Origin of the sequence: Paraclostridium tenue, assembly GCF_039521565.1 — a bacterium.
Lineage (GTDB): Bacteria > Bacillota > Clostridia > Peptostreptococcales > Peptostreptococcaceae > Paraclostridium > Paraclostridium tenue.
Genome location: NZ_BAAACP010000001.1, coordinates 234,932 through 257,245, shown reverse-complemented (window position 1 = coordinate 257,245; position 22,314 = coordinate 234,932). Strand labels below are relative to the sequence as shown.

Sequence of the window (22,314 nt, the reverse complement as noted above, 5' to 3'; positions counted from 1 at the left end):
ATGTAATTTAGTGTTTAATTTACATAATTATACTAAAACTTTAAATTTATATCCATTGTCTTTATAGTACTTTATAATTTGAGGAAGAGCCTTAGCAGTATTTTCTTTACCATAAGTATCATGCATTAATATAACTACCATATCTTTTCCTGCTGATGTTTTAACAGCATAATCATATAATTCTTGAGGATTCTTTTTCTTTCCTTCAGCATCTCCACTTAAAGCATTCCAGTCAATAGATGCTATACCATTTTCATCTAAGTACTTATCTAAAGGTTGCATTCCTTTCCAAGACATATGCCCACCTGGACATCTTATAACCTCAGTTGAGAAGTAAGGTCCTAAAACATCTTTTAATATAACATCAGTCTTTTTAAAATCTTCTTTGAATGATTCTAAGTTTAAAACTCTATTAGGATATAATATACCATAATCGTGACTATATGAGTGATTAGCTATAGCGTGTCCTTCTTCAAATTCTTGCTTTATAAGTTCTTTTGCTTTTGCTCCACCACGCTCAATGTTTTGTCCTGTTAGGAAAAATGTTGCTTTAACATTTTCATCTTTTAAAGTTTTTAATATCTGTGGAGTAACTGTAGTTGACGTACCATCATCAAAAGTTAAAAATACTATCTTTTCACCGTTATTAGAATAATCCATCTTTTTTAACTTGTCTTCAACTTTTTTAGCACTATAACTATAACTTTCCGCTCCATGCTTAACACCAATCATTTTTTTCTTAGCTTCTTCAGCTTCTTTACGTTTTTTCTCTTCTTCAGCTAATTTTTTTTGTTCTGCAATCTTTTGTTCTTGCTTTTCTTTTATAGCTTCATCTACATAAGCTTTAACTTTGTTAAACGAACCAAAGATTACTAAACAAGCTACCATTAACAAAAATGCTCTTTTTATGTTTACCTTTCTTCTTCTATTTTTGTTTTTAGGATTTTCAAAAATATTTTTTTTCATAAAAATTCCCCCCTAACTGTCGTTTCCTGTCATTTTTTCTTATGAATTAATTATACTATATATAATGCTCTTTTTGTATTACAGATTCGTAACAACTATTTCAAAATTGTAAATTAAATATTTTTACAATAAAAAAACTGCTTACGCAGTTTAATTTCGTAGTACTATATTTTATTTTCTTCTTTATATTCATAAAGATAATTCGAAATACTCCCAAATTCTTGATAATACATTATAGTAGTGTTTATAATAATATATGATAACCCCAACATTATTAAAACTAAGGTAATCCCAATTACCAATTTTATCTTTAGTCTCATATGGGACCTCCCTTTTTAACCCATTTTTTCCCATATGTAGATTATATAATATTTTTTTATTATTTAATAGTGATTCTTGTCTATTTTTTTCTACAAATTATTCCTAAATATTATAAAATTGCACCAATTAAAATCCATATCGATAATAGGTAATAAAAAGTATGCAAATAAAAAGATATAAATTCATTATTTTTAAAGAGAAAAGATATTAAAATATAATTTTCTTAATAAAATCAATTTTAACTAACGCACCATATTATTTAATATTTTATTTAATCTATATAAATCTTCTAATGAATCAATTTCAAATGAGTCTTTTTCTCCAATTTTTTTAATAAATACATCTAATTTATACAAGTTATCTTTTACAATATCATCCCAATATAAATCCTTAAAGTTATTACTTTTTATACACTTTTCTAATTCCTTAACTATAGTTATAGCATCTTTTTTACTCCAATATGATATACCTGATAAGATATACCCTTCTCCATCTGTTACTACTATATCATTAACTCTATTATTTTCATTAAATACTAATTTCCATTCATTTTTAAATCCTGTTTTATATCCACTAAAATATGTAGATTTTTCTATATCTCTTTCTAAAAAATTTTTATGTATATAAACATCTGAATCTATTACATAACTATCTCCTAGATATTCTCTAACTAGGTACATTGTGTATATATTATTATATATATCAAACTTATCATTATGAATAAGTTTAACTCCATATTTTTCTTTAAGATATTCAAACTTTTCCTTTAAATATCCAGTAACAACTATTATTTCATCAACACCTATTTCATTTAAAAATTCTATTTGTCTTTCTATCATTGGGTATCCATTAACTTTTACCAAAGATTTAGGTGTTGTAAGAGTTAATGGTCTTAATCTTGTTCCCATTCCTGCCGCTAAAAGTATTGCTCTCATAAATATACTCCTTAAATAAAATTAATTTTTAGAAACCATAATAGATCCTATTATGATGAAAATACTACATAATATTAATTTTAATGTAATATTACTACGTAAAATAACTGTATCAAATAGTATAGCCCATATACAATAAGTTATATTTAATCCAGTTGCTTTAACAGGCCCTATAGAGTCAATTGCTGTATAGTAAAATATATACGATGCTGTTCCTACTAATGCTGTAAAGCCTATTAAAATAGATATATTAGATGTAACAGCTTCACTAGATAACCCAATCCCACCTATTACAGGTATTATAATTACTCCATAAAATATAGTTGATACAAGTTGTCTTATTTGAAGTGCTTGTGTTGGACTAACTTCATCTTCCTTCATTCCATAAGCACATATAACACTTTCTAGTGACCATCCTACGACACATACTAAAGCTAAAAAAAATCCTAATAGGTAGTTACTAATTTCTATTTTATCAGGAAAATATCCTAGTATTATTACTGAAGAAACACTAATTATAAGTCCTATAAAGGCTCTTTTGCTTAATTTTTCTTTTAAAAAAATATATGACCAAAATGCTCCTGCAGCAGGGTATATTGCAGATATACTAGCAGTATATCCTGCTCCTATATACTTTATAGCCAATAAATACGCATACATTCCTATTGGGCCGCCAAATAAAGCTGCTAAACAAATATATTTTCCACTTCTTGTTTTTAATGCATTTACTACTTGTTTTGCTTGCCTTGTTATTATCATATATAAAAACATCCATAAACTAGAGAACGTATCATGTAAAAATACGCTAACAAATGGTGCCAATAATATTGCTTTTTTTGTTCCTATAAAAAAACTGCTACCAAGAATTATCCCCGTTAAGACCGTATCTAACCCCCACAAAGCTCCAGACATTACCCCAGAAAACAAACCTTTGTTTTTATTAACCATATTTATTCTCCATACAATCTTATAATTTCTTTAAATTTTCTTTTGCTCTGTTATATCTATCTTCTCCATAAGTCCCAAAATTGTCGCCTTTTGCTTCTTTTATGTTTGTCCATATACTCCATAAAAAGTCCTGACAAATTTTATATATAAGAATTTTAGTTCTATATTTTTCTTCTACACTTTTATTAAAATATAAATTTAAAAATAATTCTTCTTCATCTTCATTAAATTCACATTCTAAACAATGTGCTGCTAAATCCCACATAGGATCATTCATTCCTGAATATTCCCAGTCTATTAAATATATTCTTTCTCTATCTTTTACGAAGTTTTCTGGAACAGTATCATTGTGACAAGGAACATTTTTAATTCCAATGTCATTAAGTATATTTTTTAAGTTTAATACTTTATTCTTTACATAGTCATAATCTTCAAAATTGCTGCCATTCACTTCTTTTAACAACACTTCATATTCTTCTATTTTTTCAAATACATCAAATTTATTTACAAATGTAGCATTAGATGTATGAAGTTTTCTTAATATATTGGTAATTTCTATCATATTATTTTCTCTTTTTGCACTTTTAGGAGTTATTGTTTCCGAATTCTTTATGTATTTAGCTAGTTTCACTCCACTTTCTTCATTGAAATATATCATATCTGTATCTAGATTTAATTCGCTTGCTACTAAAGTGTTATTTTTTTCACTATATCTGCTTATCATTTCTTCTGTTCCACTACCAGGTATTCTTAATATATAGTCTTCATTATTCATACGAACCTTAAAGTTTTTATTTGTCATACCTCCTATAGATTCTACTTTATCAATAACTTCACAGCTTATATTAAGTGCTTCAGATAAAAGATTTTTTATGTTATTAACTTTTATCTCTTTCTCTTTTCTTTTTAATTTTGGATATATATATTTTATTGCTCTTTCATAATGTTCTTGAATATCTATTTCTGTCCAAACCAAGTTATCGGGTTTTATATACCCTACTTTATAGTCTCTTGCTATATCCATTAATGCATACTCATAGTTTAAATATGGATTTTTATTGTCTTTAAATAACTCTAACATTTTATTAAATACTTCATAAGATATTTTACTTATACCTATCATTTCACCATCAATTTTATTGAATTGATGGATATCTTTAGACATTTTATAAACATATCCATCTCTTATTTCTACTAACGCTTCATCTCCAGATCCACTTTCACTAGTTATCAGCATACAGTTTCTATTTTTATCTTTTAATATTTGCTCTATGGCGCTTTCTTCAAATATCATATCATTTTCAAGTAATATAAAGTCATCATTTATAACATCTTTTACCATAGCTAGAGAATGCATTGTTCCAGTCCATTTATATTTTTCATTTTTTACAAGTATTATATTTTTGTCTTTTACATATTCTTCAAAGTATTCACTTTTATAACCTGTTACTATTACTATTTTTTCTATTCCATTTAATTTTAATATATTTATAAATCTGTCTATTATTTTTCCATCTTCTAAGTCCAAGAATGATACTGGCTTTTTAAATATCTTTTTTTCGCCTGCTGCTAATATTACAGCTTGCTTTATTTTTTTATTTTCATCATTATTTATAGATATTTTTTCTAATTTATTTTCTTTTATACGTTCCTCTAATTCTTCAAATCCTCTTTTAGTTATTTTATATTCTTGTTTATTTGAATGTTTTTTAATTTCTATTAGATCTTCCTTTTCCATTTTCTTTATTATTGAATTAACATTTCCTATAGATATTCTTAAACTTTTACTTATATCTCGTTGAGTTATATTTTTATTTTCATTTATATATTTTAATATTTTATATTTTTTCATAAACCTCTCCTTTTGTTCAATTATTGAACATGGTTATATAATATCAAATTACCTATTATTTTCCAATAGTTATATGCAAAATTATAACCACCTATAAAAATAGGTGGTTTAATATTAAGCAATACACACAATTTAATCCATAAAAATAAAAAGTTGGGATATCCCAACTTTTATCTAAAGTTTACCTTACCGTCTTTGATTGAATCAAGTACAACTAATGATTGTAAATTTATGTTTTTAGATTCTAAAAGCTTAGCTCCTTCTTGGAATCCTTTTTCAATAACTATACCAACTCCAACTAAGTTAGCACCAGCTTGTTCAACTAATTCATTTAATCCTATAGCTGCTCTTCCATTTGCTAAGAAATCATCTAAAACTAATATATTTTCACCTTCATTTAAGTATTTTTTAGAAACTCTTATAGTATAATTTTTAGCTTTTGTAAATGAATATACTTGAGCTTCATATACATCTTTATCTAAATTTTTTGATTCAACTTTTTTTGCAAATACAACTGGAACATTTCCAAAATGTTGAGAAGCAATAGATGCGATAGCTATTCCTGAAGCTTCTATAGTAAGTATCTTATCAATTTTTTTACCTTCAAATCTTTTAGCAAATTCTTTACCTATTTCATTTAAAAATGCTACATCTAGTTGATGATTTAGGAAACTATCAACTTTTAATATATCATCACCTGAAACTCTTCCTTCAGTTAATATTTTTTGTTTTAACTTTTCCATAAGTACTCCTCCGAATTGTAGTGCCTGCATAAATACTTTAAGAAAGCTTATAAAAAAACTCCTGTCATAAAAGACAGGAGTTTATATTTACTATTTATATAATAAATAAACTTCCTGTAGTCAAATCATTTACGGTGATTTGGTAGAAACTCTTGACCCTTATTGTCAAATTTATACAGGTATGATAATTTGTTATTTAGTTTATCTAATTATAAATCATTAAAGTATATTAATCAATATTAAATTTATCACATATATCATAGTTTGTATGCTATTTTTTAAATTAATAATTGAATATAATATTTCTGATTTGATAACGTATTTGTTTATTCTGGTATTTGTGAATTTTCTGACTCTGTTGGCGGTTCTGGTAATACTGGTGGTTGCTGTATTTCTGGTTCTACTGGTGGTTGCTGTATTTCTGGTTTTATTGGTGACTCTTGTGATACCGGAGGTTTTTGTGTCTCTGGTTGTATCGGCTCTATCGGTAATGTTGTTGGTGGTTTTTGGATATCTACTGATGGCTTTAATGTTATTGATGGTCTTGGTTTTTCTATCTTTGATGGTTTTGGTTTTTCCTCCTTTGATGGTTTTTTCTGATCTTGTATCTCTAATTTCACTGATTTAGATTTTTCTTTAATTTCCGTTTGATTTTTAGATATACTTTCTTTATTATCCTTTTCTTTAATTCTTTTTATCTGTTCTTTGTTTTCTTCCTCTTTAATTGAATCCTTAGTTGCTTGTTCTGTTTTTTTAACCTCTTTTTGCTTAGCTTCAATATCTTTTACAACCACTTCTTGTTTTACCCTTTTATATTCTTCTTTATCAAAACCTATAGGCCCCTGAGATAAAGTAAACCCAGATACTACAACGGTTGTTAATATGGTTGATGCTACTACTACTTTTGTTTCCTTACTCATTTATTTACTCCTTACTCTATATTCTTTTTATATCAATTCTATTGATTTTACTAATTTTCCTTTTTTTAAATTATTTTATATTTTTTATAATAATCAAAGCTTCTATAAATTTTTAAACTTATTGTTAGAAAATAAAAAACAAAAGGGTCTACTTTAAATAGCCCCTTAGTATGTAAATTTTATATAAGTTCTTTTATACCTACAAATTTATGTTAATATTTATTAGATTTACTATGCTCTACCTATCTTTTTCTTAATCATATCTATAAATATATATATCTCATCTACTTTAAACACCATAACTAATACAGAATATACTATAGCTCCAATTCCTATAGATGTACCTAATGATATAGCTTCTTTTATAAATCCTAATCCCAATATAGAAATACAAAACTTATAAACAAAATAAGTTATTACTCCCATTATAAGACTTGATACTAGGGACTTAAAAAATGTATTTTTTATTTTATCTTGTCCATAATACCCGATTCTTTTCTTTAAACTTCCAAATAGTAATAATATACATATAATAGCTGATAAACTAGTTGCTAAAGCTAAACCACCGTGTCCCATAACCTTTACTAAAACTAAATTTAACACAATATTAAGAATAACCGCTATTATACCATTTATCATAGGTGTTTTAGTATCTTTTAAAGAGTAAAATACTTTACCTAATATGTCCCTTAATCCAAATCCTATTGTTCCTACTGAATAAAATATCAAAGCAGTAGCAGTAAGTGATGTAGATTTTACATCAAAAGCACCTCTTTGAAATAATACTCTAACTATAGGAGTTGCTAAAACTATTGCACCTACTGTTGTTGGTAGCACAACTAAATTTACACAGTTAACACTATTAGCTACAGACTCAGCAAACTTTTCCTTATTATTTTCAGTAGATAGTTTTGACAATGTTGGATATATAACAGCTCCTATAGTAACTATAAATAATCCTAAAATAAATCCATTTAATTTATTTGCGCTATTTAGCGCAGTTATAACTCCATCTCCTAAACCTGAAGCTAAACTTCTATCTACCATTGTATTAACTTGGTTAACCACAACTCCTATAAACACAGGAATTACTAACCATAACATTTTCTTTAAATATTTATCTTTAAGATCTAATACAGGCTTAAATCTATAACCTTTTTTTATTGCGAATGGTACTTGTAATAAAAATTGAGATGCCATTCCAACTAATCCACCTATAGCTAGAATATCTATATTTTTCATAATAGCACTCAAAGCTATAGATATTATTACTATTATATTATTAGGAAAACCTATCATACCTGGTATAGTAAAATCTCCTTGTATTTGTAGGTATGAAGTCATTATATTGCTAAGTCCTATACAAACAACACCTATTATCATTATTCTTACAAATCTAACAGTTAATGCTAATTTTACTCCTGTAAATTTCATAGCAAATAACTTTACTAATGGTACTGCAAATATGTATCCTAATATAGCTAAAATTAAACTTAATATTACTACTATACACATTATGTTATTAGAAAACTTTAACGCCTTCTCTTCCCCACTATCTTCCAATACCTCATAATATAGTGGAATAAAAGTTGTAGCTAAAGCTGTTCCTATTCCTACAAATACCACTAAAGGTATATTCATAGCTGTTATATACACATCACTATATGCACTTGTTCCATAAAAATATCCAAGTACTATCTCTCTTGCAAACCCTAAAATTTTTGACATAGTAGTAACTACCATAAGCCAAAATGCTGATTTCGCTAAATTACTCATATTTCCCTCCAATTCATATTTTTTATGATTAATATTCTTAAATATATTATATAATTAACTTAACAAAAGCTCATAGATTATAATCTATGAGCTTTTTATACTACTTTTTATAAGATTGCCCAAATATAAATTCATGTAGAGCATTTAAATTATACTCATTGTCCCACTCTAAGACCCAACCTTTTTGTTTACTTATAATATGACCATTTCTATGACCCTCTAGTGGAAATTCTAGTTGTTCAATATTACTATCTTTTATATTATAAACTGTGAATCCTAAATCTATCATTTCCATAGGACTTATATTAGTTTTAGTATTTCTTAACAATATTTCAGCAGCCTTTTTATACATCATAGGATCTTGTTTTAAAAATTCATTATAAACACTTTGAGCAACTTCTCTATGTCTATTATCTCTTGCAAAAGCACTATCAGTATATCTAATTCTACTAAATGCTAATGCTTGATATCCATTTAATTTTTGTAATCCAGGCTTAGTTATATATTCCTTAGGAGCTTTATTTTCTCTATCTCCATAGTATTTATAACAAGCATCTATATAAGTATTAATCTCATGTATATCTTTAGCTTTTATATCTACTGTTACTCCTCCAATCTCATCCATAACATCTATAAATGAAATAAAGTTTACAGCTACATATTTATCTATATTTATATCAAAGTTGTTTTTAAACACTTCTTTTAATAAATCAATTCCACCATATGCATATGCATGAGTTAATTTCTCATATCCATGTCCCGGTATATCAACATATGTATCTCTTGCTATTGATGTTATCTTTAACTTTTTATTTTTACTATCTATTGTAGCTATCATAACAGAATCAGATCTATTTCCTTTATCTATACGAGTCCCATCTATACCTACTAAAAGTATATTAGTTATACCATCTACTATCTTGCCACTTTGTTCCTCACTTTGACCAGATTTAGTTTTCTTATCTGAATCTTTAACATAAATAGAATCTAACTTTGCATAAATATATCCAAATGAACCTAAAATGATTATAGCTATAGCTATAAATATTCCTAAAATTACCTTTGTGGATTTTTTCATACTAACACCTCTTATCTAAATTGTCATTATCAACTGATATTGCTAATTGTATTTATAAACTAAGCTTATATAATTTAAATCTTTAGCTACATAATCAGCAAACTTCTCTTTATTATTTTCGGTAAATAGTTTAAAAAGTGTAGAGTAATATATATAAATATTTATATATATTATAACTAAAAAAAGCTGATTCCCAAGTAATTTAGAAATCAGCTTTAATATTATTTAGACTATCCATTAAAAGTTCCTATACAAATATTTATGAAATATAGTTTTGGATATTTCTTATATCTAACTTTAGGTAATATTGCCATGTTTATTACATACGGTTTTTTCGTTTTTTAAAGAGTAATTTTAATCTCAAAAAAACTATTATATCTTGTTTTTCTTAACTTTATTGGTGGAATTTACACAAGAATTTATTCCTTATAGATTTTGTGAAATATATGATTTATGGTTAAATACTTTAGTTGGATTTTGTGGAGCTAAATTATATTTTGGTATTCAAATGTCTTTTTTAATATATAAATAGTATTATCGAAATTTTATTTAATATTTATAAAAACGTTGAAGTATGTGTTGACCTAGGTGTTTTTTGTCAACAGTAATTTTAGGTTTATATGTTGACGAATTTTCTCGGTAACACTTAGGGTAACATTTTAAATTAGACGTTCTAATGGTTTCATCCTAGTGTTACTGATGTTGACGAATTTTTATGTAAAATGGTAAATTAGGGATAATTAGTTATATATTTATCTAATTTATATATAAGTTATTGCAAGTTTTTTTCGGTAACGTTAAGAATAGATATGCTATTGTTAAATCGAATTCAAATGTATCTATTACTACTATTTTATCTTATGATTTTTTTAATTTTTTCTTTACATATTTATCAACATATCTATTTCTTCTGCCTTAAATGAATTAACTAATAAAGCATATACAATTGTTCCAGCTCTTACGGATATTCCTAATTATATAGCTTCTTGTATAAATCCTAAGCTAAGCATTCCTTTAAATAAATTATAAACAAGATATGTAACAAATCCCATTGCTAAACTAGCTATTAAAGATTTAAAAATCAAATGCAACTCTTTGGAATAATATTTTAACTACTAGTGTAGCAAGTACTATTGCTCCAACTGTTGCTAGAAGTACTACCAAATTTACACAGTTAATACTAGTTACTACTGATTCTGCAAGTTTTTCCTTATTGTTTATACTAGATAACTTTGATAATGTGGGATATATAACCCTATTACAAATCCATTTAGTCTATTTGAATTATTAAGAGCAATTATAACTTCATCTCCAAAACCTGATGCTAAGCTTCTATCTACCATAGTATTTACCTGGTTAACAGCAAGCCCTATAAATACTATTCCTATTATCATTATTCTTAAAAAATTAATAGCCAATGCTGATTTGCTAAATTACTCATGTTTTCCTCCCATTTCTAATTTTGCCTAGTTACTTTTATATACAAATTTGTGTAAAATTTAAATAAACTTAGCTTATTTGTTATACTATTATTTTTACTTTAAATATTCTCATCAGTTAAAACTGTTTCCTTACCTCCTGACTATACCTATTATTCCAATATTATAACCATCTCAATACTTTATCAGCTTTATATATTTTTCATACTTATTCCTATTTCGGATAATTTTTTGTATCTACATTTTATAAATAGTCTATAATTAGTTATACAGTATTATTTTTAGGAGGATTTTAATATTGATAATAGATTTTAATTTAATGGTTTTAGTATGTTTTATAGCTATTTATATTTTTTCAAGATCATTAATTTGTTTTATAAATGGTACTAATTTAAATGTTAAAAATGAAATAACTAATTTGAGTTTATATATGTCGGTAGTATTTGTTTTTTCTGCTACCCTATTTCCTATTAAGTTAAATGTAGCCTATGAAGGATTTGAGATTTATAACCTAATTCCACTTAAGGTACCTATAGGTATTTTTATGAAAAACAGCTTTGGATATTTTTTATATCAAACACTAGGTAATATAGCTTTATTTGTTCCATTTGGATTTTTTGTTTATTCAAAGAGTAGATATAATATGAAAAAGACTATTATATGTTGTTTTGCTTTAACGTTATTTGTAGAGTTAATCCAAGGATTTATACCTTATAGATTTTGTGAAATAGATGATTTATGGTTAAATACTTTAGGTGGGTTCATAGGAGCTATAATTTATATATATTATCTAAAGTTTAATGATAAATATAAAAAGATTAATAATATAAATTAAATAAAAATAAAAGAGTTCATTTCTATTTTTGATAGAATGCACTCTTTTATTTTTAATATTTTTTGTATATACTAAGCTACTTCCCTAACTTCATCACTTTTCTTAAAATCAAAACTCATTACAACCAATACTGCTAATATTCCCACAAGTACTGCTGTAAGTCCAAATCCACCTACAAATTGTTGTATCTTACCTAAAAATATTCCAACTACTCCAAAATCTCCATCCGAGAATGTAGAGTTAGCTATTCCTAAGTTTCCAAGTACAGGAAGTAATGCCACTGGTAATAATGATATTACTACTCCATTTAAAAACGAACCTATTATAGCACCTCGTCTTCCACCAGTTGAGTTTCCAAATACTGCCGCTGCTGCTCCTGTGAAAAAATGAGGAACAACACCCGGTATAATTATTACAAGTCCTGCTACTCCTAACACTAACATAGATACCACTCCACCTATAAATGAGCTTATAAATCCTATAAGAACTGCATTTGGTGCATAAGGAAATACTATTGGACAATCTAGTGCTGGCTTTGAATTTGGCACTAGCTTAGTTGCTATTCCTTTAAATGCAGGTACTATTTCATTTAATACTAATCTAACTCCATTTTGTATTAATATAAATCCTGCTGCAAAAGTTAATGCTTGTATCATAGCATAAACTATAAAGTTTTTACCATCAGATAAATTTGTTTCAACATATTTAGGCCCTGCAACTAATGCAACTATTATGTATAAAGTCAACATAGTTATTGATATAGAAACTGCTGAATCTCTTAAGAAACTTAATGACTTAGGAACTTTCATTTCCTCTGTTGACTTAGAACCTTTTCCTACAGCCTTTCCGATTCCTGCTGCTAAGAAATATCCTATAGAAGAAAAGTGTCCTAATGCTACCGAATCATTCTTAGTTATTCCTTTCATAAAAGGCTGACATATTGCAGGAGATATAACCATTATAAGTCCCAGTGCAAGTGATCCTGTAAATATTAAATGTGGTCCACTCATTCCACTTGAAACTAATATAACAGCTATCATACAAGCCATAAATAAAGTATGATGTCCTGTTAAGAATATATATTTAAATTTAGTAAATCTCGCTATAAGTATATTCATCAGCATACCAAAAGTCATTATAAGAGCTGTATAAGTACCATACTCATCCATAGCCATAGCAACTACAGCTTCATTATTTGGTATAACTCCACTTACCTTAAATCCATATTCAAACATTTTACCAAATGGCTCAAGTGAACCTACTATAACTCCAGCGGCGGCTGATATAACAACAAATCCAACCATTGCCTTGATAGTTCCTTTTATTACGTCTTCTATTGGTTTTTTCTGAAGAACTAAACCAATTATAACCATGACCCCTATCAACACAGCTGGTTCAGATATGAAATCTACAATAACTTTTAAAAACCCATTCATAATGTCCCCTCCTAACGTCTTTTTATATTATCAATTTCTATAATCCTAAAGCTGCTTGTAACTTTCCTTTTAACTCATCTTTATCAAATAAAGCATCTAGTACTATTAAATTTGGTAAATGAGATGCACTTGATTCTAAGTCACTAGCTGTTATAAATATATCTGCTTGTTCTGGTGTAGCATCTGCTAAAGAGTTATGAGATACTTCATATCCACTTAACCCTAATTCTCCTAATATCTCATTAACATTCATTTCAACCATAAAACTTGATCCTAATCCTGATCCACAAACTGCCATTATTCTTTTCATTTTAAATTACCTCCATAATTTCTTCTTCTTTATTTGTATTTAATATTTTATTTAATTTACTTTCATCCATACATATGCCTGCTACCTTTTGCATAAGCTCTAAATGCGATTTATTATCTATTGAACTTAATGTTAAAAATAAACTAGTTTCTTTTCCCAAAAAATCTACTGGTTCATTTAATTTCAAAATACATAAATCTGTTTTTTTAGCACCATCTTCTGGTCTTGCATGCGGCATTGCAATTTTTGGTGCTATACAGAAATATGGTCCATATTCATCTATTTTACTTATTATTGAATCAAAATAAGATTTTTCTATAGACCCTCTATTTTCTAAAATATCACATGATATTTTGATAGCTTCTTTATAATCATCTACCTGGTTAATAACTTTAACTATCATACTATTCCCTTTCTCCTGTTTACCTTGAATATTTGTCTATTAGTTTTAAAACTATATTTTTATCATCTGTATTTATAATTGTTTCTATATTATCTTTCTCTCTAAGCATCTGAGTTAGGCAAGCAAGTGCTTTTATATGTGATTGCTTATCTTTAGGTGCTAAAGTTACTATCATTTTTACACTATGCTTTTCATCATCAGAAAACCTAATTTTATTTTTAAATGTAGTAATACTCATTCCCAATTTATTTACACCATTTTCAGGATTAGCATGGGGCATGGCAACATTTTGTGCTATTACTATATATGGTCCTAATTGGGCTACATTGTCTATACAAGCATTCACATATGAATTTTTGATATATCCAAGTTTTATAAGATTTTCTGATGCTACTAATATAGCCTCTTTCCAATCGCTAGCTTCTTTATTTAAACTTATAGTGTCTTCGTATAAAAGTTCTTTAAGTGTAGCTTTTTGAATTTTTGACTTCTCTCTACTGTTAATTATTATAGTTTTTATTTCTTCTCTCAATTTTTCTTTATCTGAAATATTTGCATGTCTTTCAATACTACTCATAATCTTATCTATTGTTTCTTGTTCTTTGTTAAATGTTGATTGAGCATTTGAAATTTGAGATACTAAATTTTTCTTATCTAAATCTGTAAGTACTGGACTTACTTTTATAAACTTAGATACATCTTCATCAATATCTACAGTACTTATAGCAAAATCATAATACTTATCGTATTGTTTAAACTTTTCTAAAGATAAGATATCTTCTATTTCAATAAGGTCAAATAACTCTTCTATCTGATTTTTTAATAATTGAGAAGTAGCCATACCAAAATTACATACTATAACAATTTTAGGAATTTTTATTTCTACACCCATCTTGCTTGTATATCCACCAAAATACATAGATACATATGCAATTTCATCTTCATTTAAAAACATATCTATTAAGCTGTCTACATGTTTTATAGATTGCTTAGTAAATTGATATACAGATTTATACTTTTTCTTAATTTCATTTTTTACTATGTTGGGATAATACACACCATATTTGATTCTAAATAAAGAAGGCATTAAATGATTAAGTATATCTTTTTCCAAAGTTTCATAATCATCAATTGATATACATGATATTTTTTCAAACTCTTTTACCATCATCTTAACTGAAGAAATATATTCACCTTTTAATTTGTGTTCATTGAAAAATTTTCTAATATCATTATCACTCACTAAAAATGTTTGTATATAGTAAACTTCCATATCACTTATATCCTTAGCTATGATATTTCTTATAATATTTAACAATACTTTAGCATCATCATTAGAAGTTAGATTTTGTAAAAATTGAATATCTTCTTTATGAAAACAGTTCATACTTTTCTTGTAATAATATTTATAAAAAATAGTTAAATACATTAAGATGTAATTTAGATTATTATGTTTTAAAATATCTAAGTCTAATTTTTCAATTTCTGTTTTTATAGATTTGTATTCTTCAATTAGTTCATATTCATAAAAAAGGTATCCATACTCATTGTATAAGTTTATAAACAAGTATCTTTTTTCTTTTTCTTTTCCTTCTAATACATATCCCCCTTGAGTGTTAAGAGTTAAGTTGTATTTATTTATGTATTTTTTAACTTCTTTAATATCACCTAAAATAGTGTTTCTACTTACATATAGACTGTCACAATATTTTTCTATAGTCGATTTTTCTAAACCTATTAGTAAATCTATAATTATTTTTATACTTCTTTCTTTTGGTGATAGTATATAATCATCTGTTGAGTATTTTAATAATTTTTTTATATCATCTTTGTCACATGGATTTATGTGATATCCTAGGTTTCTAATGTTCGTTATCTCTAGTCCACTTTTTTGCAAGTATTCATTTATTTTAGATATATCATAATAAGCAGTTCTTTTAGACACATTTAATGATTTCATTATTTTTTCAAGCTTTGTATAATCATTATTTAATAGTATGTCTAATATTTTTTGTAACCTTATGTTGAGTTGCATATTTGATATCCCTTTCTTGGTTTTATTATACTTTATTATAATCATTGCACAAAAGTCAAAATTAAAGCACTGTATAAGTGCAATAAATTGTACTCTAGTGTTAAAAACATATATACATATAAAAAAACTGAAGGCTAGTTTTACTTTACCTTCAGCTTTATATATATTTATTAATTTATTTCTATATCGACTGCAACCTCATCTATAACAAACTCATCACTTTTAGCTTCATCAATCTTTTTTGTTAAAAAGTTCATAAACTCATATCTAAGTTCTGGTCTTTTAAGTGCAAAGTCTACTGTCGCTTCTAAAAATCCTAGTTTATCACCTACATCATATCTTCTTCCTTCAAAATTATATGCATATATAGCTTCATTCTTACCTAAGGTCTTAAGAGCATCTGTAAGTTGTATCTCTCCACCTTTTCCTGGCGCTTGATTTTCAAGTATTTCAAATATAGCCGGAGTTATTATATATCTTCCTAGTATAGCTATATTTGATGGTGCTTCTTCTACCTTTGGTTTCTCAACCATGTCTTTTACTTTATAAACTCTATCTTCTATATATTTTACGTCTAATATTCCATATTTATCGGTATTTTCTTTGGCTATTTCTTGAACTCCGAGTATTGATGTATTGTATTCATTGTATATGTCTATCATCTGGCTTAAACAAGGTATATTGCTATCTACTATATCATCTCCTAAAAGTACTGCAAATGGTTCATCTCCTACAAAGCTTTTAGCACAGTATATAGCATGTCCAAGTCCTTTTGGCTCTTTCTGGCGTATAAAGTATATATCTACCATATTAGATATATCTTGTACCATTTTTAGCATTTCTGTTTTTCCCTTTTGTTCAAGTTCTAATTCTAGTTCAATAGAACGGTCAAAGTGATCTTCTATACTTTTTTTACTTCTTCCTGTTACTATCAATATCTCTTCTATCCCTGATTGTACAGCTTCTTCTATTATGTATTGTAGAGTTGGTTTATCAACTATCGGAAGCATTTCCTTTGGTTGAGATTTCGTCGCTGGCAAAAATCTTGTCCCTAGTCCAGCTGCTGGTATAATTGCTTTTCTTACTATTTTTTTCATGGCTCCTCCATATATACTAACTTTATGCCCTATTTAATTTCTTTTTAACTATATCTATTGCTATATTAACTTCTTCAACTTTGAATAAGATTATTAGTATTCCATAAACTAAAACCCCTATTCCAACTGCTCCACCTAATGCTATAGCTTCTTGTATAAATCCTAATCCTAAAATATTAGCTAAGAATTTGTATGATAATAATGTAATTCCACCCATTACTATAGCCGCTATTAAAGATTTACCTAACGTTTTAATTATTTTATCTTGCCCGAAGTATCCAATTTTCTTTTTTAAACTTCTAAATAATAATACTATACATATAAGCGCTGACAAACTTGTAGCTATGGCTAATCCTGCATATCCTAAAAAATTTATAAATATAAGGTTTAATATTATATTCATTATCATTGCTAATGCTCCATTTATCATAGGTGTCTTTGTATCTTTTAATGAATAAAAGACTTTACTTAGTATATCTCTAAGTCCAAAACCTATCATCCCTACAGAGTAACATGCTAAACCTACAGCTGTCATATGAGTTGCATCTGAGTCAAATGCACCTCTTTCAAAAACAATTCTAACCACAGGTTCTGCAAGTACTATAGCTCCGACTGATATAGGTATTATTAAAAGTACTACAGAGTTTACACTTTGAGCAACTGATTCTGCAAATTTTTCGCTATTATTTTCATTTGAGAGCTTAGATAACATAGGATATATAACAGCTGCAATTGTAGCTATAAATAGTCCTGTAACAAATAGATTTAATCTATTTGCACTATTTAATACGGTTATGACTCCATCTCCTAATGTAGATGCTAAGCTTCTATCTATGACAGCATTTATTTGGTTAACTCCTACTCCTATAAAAACAGGAATTATTAACCATATCATTTTTTTTATGTACTTATCCTTAATATTTATATAGGGCTTATATTTATAGCCATGCTTTATAGCGAACGGTAGCTGAAATAAAAATTGACTTGCTAACCCAATTAGTGTACCAATAGCCATTATTTCAATATTACCTTTACTACTTAAGAATATTCCTAATATAATAAAAATATTAAATGGAAATCCTATCATACCCGGTATAGTAAATTTTCCATTTATTTGCAACCATGATGTCATTATATTACTCAATCCTATAAATATAACCCCAAATATCATTATTCTTGTAAATTCAACTGCTAGTTCTAATTTTTCTCCTGCAAAATTTATTGCGAATATTTTGACTAATGGTTCAGCAAATATAAATCCAAATATCGCTAATAATCCACTTATAATTATAACTATATTAAATACGTTATTTGCAAAATCCAAAGATTTTTCTCTTCCGTCCGTTTTATCTACTTCATAAAATAAAGGTATAAAGGTAGTTGCCAGAGATGTTGCTACAGATGCAAATAATACTGTAGGAATACTTACAGATGTTATATATGCATCTGCCGATGCACTAGCTCCATACACATATGTAAGTGCTAATTCTCTACCAAAACCAAGAACTTTAGATAACATAGTGACTATCATAAGTCCTATTGTTGCTTTCGCTACTTTACTCATTAAATCCTCCTATAATAATGAGAGTAATATATTCATAAATATATTACTCTCATTATTCTATTATTTATTATTAATCTCTATTAAACAGATCTCTAGTATAAACTTTTTCTTCAACATCAAATAATTCTTTAGCCAATCTATTAGAGACTATAACATCACACATATTTTTAAATTCATCTAAGTCTCTAATTACTTCTGAGTTAAAGAATTTCTCTTCTTTTAGAACTGGTTCATATACCACTACTTCTATTCCTTTAGCTTTTATCCTTTTCATTATACCTTGAACAGATGATGCTCTAAAATTATCTGAATTTGTTTTCATTGTTAATCTATATATACCAACAATTTTTGGATTTCTCTTTATAATTTGATCAGCTATATGATCTTTTCTGGTTCTATTAGCATCAACTATTGCTCCAATTATGTTATTTGGAACATCCTCATAATTTGCTCTTAATTGTTTTGTATCCTTAGGTAGGCAGTATCCTCCATATCCAAATGATGGATTATTATAGTGATTTCCTATTCTTGGATCAAGCCCTACTCCTTTTATTATTTGCTTTGTATCTAGGCCCCTAAGTTCTGCATATGTATCTAATTCATTAAAGTAAGCTACTCTTAATGCTAAATATGTGTTTGAAAATAACTTTACAGCTTCAGCTTCTGTTGAGTCAGTAAATAAAACTGGTACATCTTTTTTTATAGCACCTTCTAATAAAAGATTAGCAAATTTTTCAGCTCTTTCAGATTGTTCTCCTACAATAATTCTAGAAGGATGTAAATTATCATATAATGCCTTTCCTTCTCTTAAAAATTCAGGTGAAAACATTATATTATCTGTGTTAAACATTTCCTTTACTCTTTTTGTATATCCTACTGGAACAGTTGATTTTATAATCATAACAGCATCTGGGTTTATGGATAATACATTAGCTATAACAGCTTCTACTGTCCTTGTATTAAAATAATTTTTTTCTGGATCATAATCTGTCGGCGTAGATATTACAACATAGTCTGCATCTTTATATGCTTTGTATGCATCTGTTGTAGCAATTAAGTTCAACTCTTTAGTTTTTAAATATTGTTCTATTTCTAAATCTACTATTGGAGATTTTTTATTATTTATCATATCTACTTTTTCTTGTATTATATCTACTGCAACCACTTCATTTTTTTGTGCTAATAATATAGCATTTGATAATCCTACATATCCCGTTCCTGCTATTGCTATTTTCATTTTTATAGCTCCTTTCTAATCCTATTCATAGATATTTATATATTTTTCAGCTATCTTATCCCAACTAAATTTCCTTGAATTTTGTATACATCTTTCACTAATATCATCATAATCATCAACAATATTCTTTATACATTCAACAATATATTCTATATTATTTGGATCAACAGAATACCCGACTTCTCCATCTTTAAAATATCCGTCTACTCCATCATTTTTTGTATAAATTATAGGTTTCCCTTGACTTAATGCCTCTAGATATGATATACCAAAAGTCTCTTTTACTGACGGCATTATAAATATATCACTATTCTTATATTTTAATAATAATTCTTCTCTATTGTTAGTCCAAGTATTTATAGTACACATTTCACAATATTGACTTTTTTCTATTTTTGAATCTATTTTACTTTTATCAGGTCCACCTCCTACAATTTCTAATCTTGTAGGAATATTATGATTATTTAAGCTTTCAAAAACATCTATTATCTTATCTACATTTTTTCTTTTATGTAATGTTCCTATATATATAAGCTTTAATAAGTCTGTATTATCTTTCTTTATATTATTAAGTTCGTTTTTATTTGAATACCAAAATGAATCTATACCGTTAGGTATTACTAAACTTTTCTCTTCTATTTCTTTTCTATATTTTTCAGGTACATACTTGTTTATTACTTCTTTTTTTAGATTATGAGATATAAATATAATATTTTTAGATTCTTTCATTATTTTTATCCCTAATTTTCTCAAATGAACCATTTTTCTTAAAAATACTTCTACATCAGTAGCTCTCACTGCTACTATATAATCTATATTTTTTTCTTTCTTTATCTTGTATGCTATATTTCCATTTGCAAATAACGAATGTGCATGTATAAAATCTATATTTTGTATATCTACACTATTTAGTAACCCTTTATACATCTTTAAATTCTTCAAGCTAAATATAAATCTATCATTTTTATTAAAAACTTCCTTATATATATGTTCTACTCTATCATAATCATCTGTCTTACATCTTACTGTTCCATGATCTTCTGGGCATAAACTAGCATCTATTGCCATTGGTATATATATTTTCTGTTCCATTTTATTATCAATATTCGATATACTTTTAAACAAATGTTTATATAGTGACGATGTATTATAATAAGAGCATATGTGTAGTATTTTCATTGTATCCTCCTACTCACTTAACATTATTTTAATTCCCTCATAATTTTTTTATATAAATTTTCCCATTTTTTCTTTATAAACGATTCTGAAAATTCACCTCTAGTTGCTTTCTCATAAGAATTCTTAGACATTTCTTCTAATATATCTCTGTTAGAACTTAAATATGTGATTTTTTCGTATATAAAGTCTACTATATTGTTATCTATGTAACTTGAATATATAGTTTCTTTTCTATTGTTCCATACATTTGGATTTGGTAAATTGTTTTCATTAAAAAATCTATATTTAGGTTTAACTAAATACCCATTTACTGTATCTTCAACCATTTCAGGAATTGCATATAAATCTGTAGCAAGTACAACCATACCTGACTTTATTGCCTCCAATACAACCATAGGAGTACTATCTTGTCTTGTTGTATGCAGTAAAACCATATTTGATGTATATAGACTTTGAAGTTCTTCATATTTCAAGTTAAATTCTAAAAGATTAATATTTTTAATATTTTTTATTTTTTCTAAATAATCAGTAGGTATACTACTTTTTTTAGTTACAATCGTAAGCTCTATATTAATACTAGAGTTCAACTTTTCAAAGGCTTCTATTACCTCACATCCGCTTTTTAATTTAAAGTCTGAAGAAATAAATAAACATTTTAATTCATTACTATAACTTCTTTCACTTATAAATTTTTCGTTTATAAATGTGTTGTCTGGAACATAAGGGTATATTTGTTCTTTTATAATACTTTCAGGCATTTCCTGAATTAATAAATCTACAGTGGAGTAACATGCCTTTGATGTACAAACTATAGATTTTAAATATCCTCTGTTAAGCTCTGTGTTTATTTTTCTTTTACCAAGCAAAGTTTTACTTCTATTTAAAGAATAATGATATATAGCTGTAGGGTTCTCCAACATTATAATATAATTTTGTGATGACTTTATAAATCTATTATATGTTTGTACAATATCACACTCGTTGTTATCAACGTTTAGCTTTAAAATTAATCCTAATGAATCTCCTATTTTCCCTCCTAGTAATTTTTTCAGAACCAATTTAAACTTAGAGCTTGTCTCATAAAAATTGTTTTCTGTATATACATATTCAATATCTGTTGGAGGATTTTCTACAATATGCTTTATAAATCCTCTCAATTTTGATGCATAGTATATAGATATCTTATTTTTATCCATACTTACCTCCATAATTATGGTTATAGAGATAATATGTAATATAT

22 protein-coding genes and 1 riboswitch are annotated in these 22,314 nt (G+C 26.8%); of the genes, 2 read left to right on the top strand and 20 right to left on the bottom strand.

Annotated features, from left to right (window positions below; translation table 11 throughout):
* Window positions 1-27: 27 nt before the first annotated feature.
* The 9 genes from ABFX13_RS01290 to ABFX13_RS01250 form a co-directional block, all read right to left on the bottom strand.
* Window positions 28-966 carry a polysaccharide deacetylase family protein gene (locus ABFX13_RS01290; protein ID WP_346041318.1) on the bottom strand — a complete coding sequence of 313 codons (939 nt, stop codon included), beginning with the start codon at window positions 964-966 and terminating at the stop codon, window positions 28-30.
* Between the two features lie 164 nt (window positions 967-1,130).
* Window positions 1,131-1,286 carry a hypothetical protein gene (locus ABFX13_RS01285; RefSeq protein ID WP_346041316.1) on the bottom strand — a complete coding sequence of 52 codons (156 nt, stop codon included), beginning with the start codon at window positions 1,284-1,286 and terminating at the stop codon, window positions 1,131-1,133.
* 243 nt (window positions 1,287-1,529) lie between these two features.
* Window positions 1,530-2,222 (bottom strand): sugar phosphate nucleotidyltransferase, encoded by a 693-nt coding sequence (locus ABFX13_RS01280; protein WP_346041314.1) that lies wholly within the window; start codon window positions 2,220-2,222, stop codon window positions 1,530-1,532.
* Between the two features lie 21 nt (window positions 2,223-2,243).
* Window positions 2,244-3,170, bottom strand: coding sequence for a DMT family transporter (locus ABFX13_RS01275; RefSeq protein WP_346041312.1), 927 nt, complete (start codon window positions 3,168-3,170; stop codon window positions 2,244-2,246).
* 19 nt (window positions 3,171-3,189) lie between these two features.
* Window positions 3,190-5,022 (bottom strand): winged helix-turn-helix transcriptional regulator, encoded by a 1,833-nt coding sequence (locus ABFX13_RS01270; RefSeq protein WP_346041310.1) that lies wholly within the window; start codon window positions 5,020-5,022, stop codon window positions 3,190-3,192.
* Between the two features lie 170 nt (window positions 5,023-5,192).
* Window positions 5,193-5,765, bottom strand: coding sequence for a xanthine phosphoribosyltransferase (locus tag ABFX13_RS01265; RefSeq protein WP_346041308.1), 573 nt, complete (start codon window positions 5,763-5,765; stop codon window positions 5,193-5,195).
* A gap of 97 nt (window positions 5,766-5,862) precedes the next feature.
* A riboswitch (purine riboswitch) is annotated at window positions 5,863-5,964 on the bottom strand.
* A gap of 127 nt (window positions 5,965-6,091) precedes the next feature.
* A complete protein-coding gene (locus tag ABFX13_RS01260) occupies window positions 6,092-6,685 on the bottom strand; it encodes a PspC-like choline-binding domain-containing protein (RefSeq protein ID WP_346041306.1) in 594 nt (197 codons plus the stop codon).
* 231 nt (window positions 6,686-6,916) lie between these two features.
* Window positions 6,917-8,461 carry a murein biosynthesis integral membrane protein MurJ gene (gene murJ, locus ABFX13_RS01255; protein ID WP_346041304.1) on the bottom strand — a complete coding sequence of 515 codons (1,545 nt, stop codon included), beginning with the start codon at window positions 8,459-8,461 and terminating at the stop codon, window positions 6,917-6,919.
* A 100-nt stretch (window positions 8,462-8,561) separates the two neighbouring features.
* Complete coding sequence (locus ABFX13_RS01250) at window positions 8,562-9,539, bottom strand: LCP family protein (protein WP_346041302.1); 978 nt, start codon at window positions 9,537-9,539, stop codon at window positions 8,562-8,564.
* Between the two features lie 379 nt (window positions 9,540-9,918).
* Between ABFX13_RS01250 and ABFX13_RS14725 the strand changes: the two genes are divergently transcribed.
* Window positions 9,919-10,071 carry a VanZ family protein gene (locus tag ABFX13_RS14725; protein WP_428833821.1) on the top strand — a complete coding sequence of 51 codons (153 nt, stop codon included), beginning with the start codon at window positions 9,919-9,921 and terminating at the stop codon, window positions 10,069-10,071.
* 542 nt (window positions 10,072-10,613) lie between these two features.
* Here ABFX13_RS14725 and ABFX13_RS01245 read toward each other — a convergent pair.
* A complete protein-coding gene (locus ABFX13_RS01245) occupies window positions 10,614-10,760 on the bottom strand; it encodes a hypothetical protein (protein WP_346041468.1) in 147 nt (48 codons plus the stop codon).
* A complete protein-coding gene (locus ABFX13_RS01240; protein ID WP_346041300.1) occupies window positions 10,757-10,957 on the bottom strand; it encodes a hypothetical protein in 201 nt (66 codons plus the stop codon). The genes ABFX13_RS01245 and ABFX13_RS01240 overlap by 4 nt, the downstream gene beginning before the upstream one ends.
* Window positions 10,958-11,276: 319 nt before the next feature.
* On the opposite strand from ABFX13_RS01240, the gene ABFX13_RS01235 reads away from it, so the two are divergent.
* Window positions 11,277-11,813 (top strand): VanZ family protein, encoded by a 537-nt coding sequence (locus ABFX13_RS01235; protein ID WP_346041298.1) that lies wholly within the window; start codon window positions 11,277-11,279, stop codon window positions 11,811-11,813.
* 71 nt (window positions 11,814-11,884) lie between these two features.
* Here the strand turns inward: ABFX13_RS01235 and ulaA are convergent, their stop codons facing one another.
* From ulaA to ABFX13_RS01190, 9 genes are all read right to left on the bottom strand, one after another.
* On the bottom strand, window positions 11,885-13,249 hold the full coding sequence (gene ulaA, locus ABFX13_RS01230) for a PTS ascorbate transporter subunit IIC (protein WP_346041296.1): 1,365 nt from the start codon (window positions 13,247-13,249) through the stop codon (window positions 11,885-11,887).
* Between the two features lie 37 nt (window positions 13,250-13,286).
* The gene (locus ABFX13_RS01225; RefSeq protein ID WP_147543324.1) at window positions 13,287-13,559 is read right to left on the bottom strand and encodes a PTS sugar transporter subunit IIB; all 273 of its coding nucleotides are present in this window, start codon (window positions 13,557-13,559) and stop codon (window positions 13,287-13,289) included.
* A gap of 1 nt (window position 13,560) precedes the next feature.
* A complete protein-coding gene (locus ABFX13_RS01220; RefSeq protein ID WP_147543323.1) occupies window positions 13,561-13,962 on the bottom strand; it encodes a PTS sugar transporter subunit IIA in 402 nt (133 codons plus the stop codon).
* Window positions 13,963-13,981: 19 nt separating this feature from the next.
* Window positions 13,982-15,997, bottom strand: coding sequence for a BglG family transcription antiterminator (locus ABFX13_RS01215; RefSeq protein ID WP_346041293.1), 2,016 nt, complete (start codon window positions 15,995-15,997; stop codon window positions 13,982-13,984).
* Between the two features lie 170 nt (window positions 15,998-16,167).
* The gene (gene galU, locus ABFX13_RS01210) at window positions 16,168-17,094 is read right to left on the bottom strand and encodes a UTP--glucose-1-phosphate uridylyltransferase GalU (protein ID WP_346041291.1); all 927 of its coding nucleotides are present in this window, start codon (window positions 17,092-17,094) and stop codon (window positions 16,168-16,170) included.
* Between the two features lie 22 nt (window positions 17,095-17,116).
* On the bottom strand, window positions 17,117-18,658 hold the full coding sequence (murJ, locus tag ABFX13_RS01205; RefSeq protein WP_346041290.1) for a murein biosynthesis integral membrane protein MurJ: 1,542 nt from the start codon (window positions 18,656-18,658) through the stop codon (window positions 17,117-17,119).
* A gap of 70 nt (window positions 18,659-18,728) precedes the next feature.
* Entirely contained in the window at window positions 18,729-19,895 is a 1,167-nt protein-coding gene (locus tag ABFX13_RS01200) for a nucleotide sugar dehydrogenase (RefSeq protein ID WP_346041288.1), read from the bottom strand.
* A gap of 21 nt (window positions 19,896-19,916) precedes the next feature.
* Window positions 19,917-21,074, bottom strand: coding sequence for a glycosyltransferase family 4 protein (locus ABFX13_RS01195; protein ID WP_346041286.1), 1,158 nt, complete (start codon window positions 21,072-21,074; stop codon window positions 19,917-19,919).
* A 23-nt stretch (window positions 21,075-21,097) separates the two neighbouring features.
* On the bottom strand, window positions 21,098-22,270 hold the full coding sequence (locus tag ABFX13_RS01190) for a glycosyltransferase family 4 protein (RefSeq protein ID WP_346041284.1): 1,173 nt from the start codon (window positions 22,268-22,270) through the stop codon (window positions 21,098-21,100).
* Window positions 22,271-22,314: the final 44 nt, after the last annotated feature.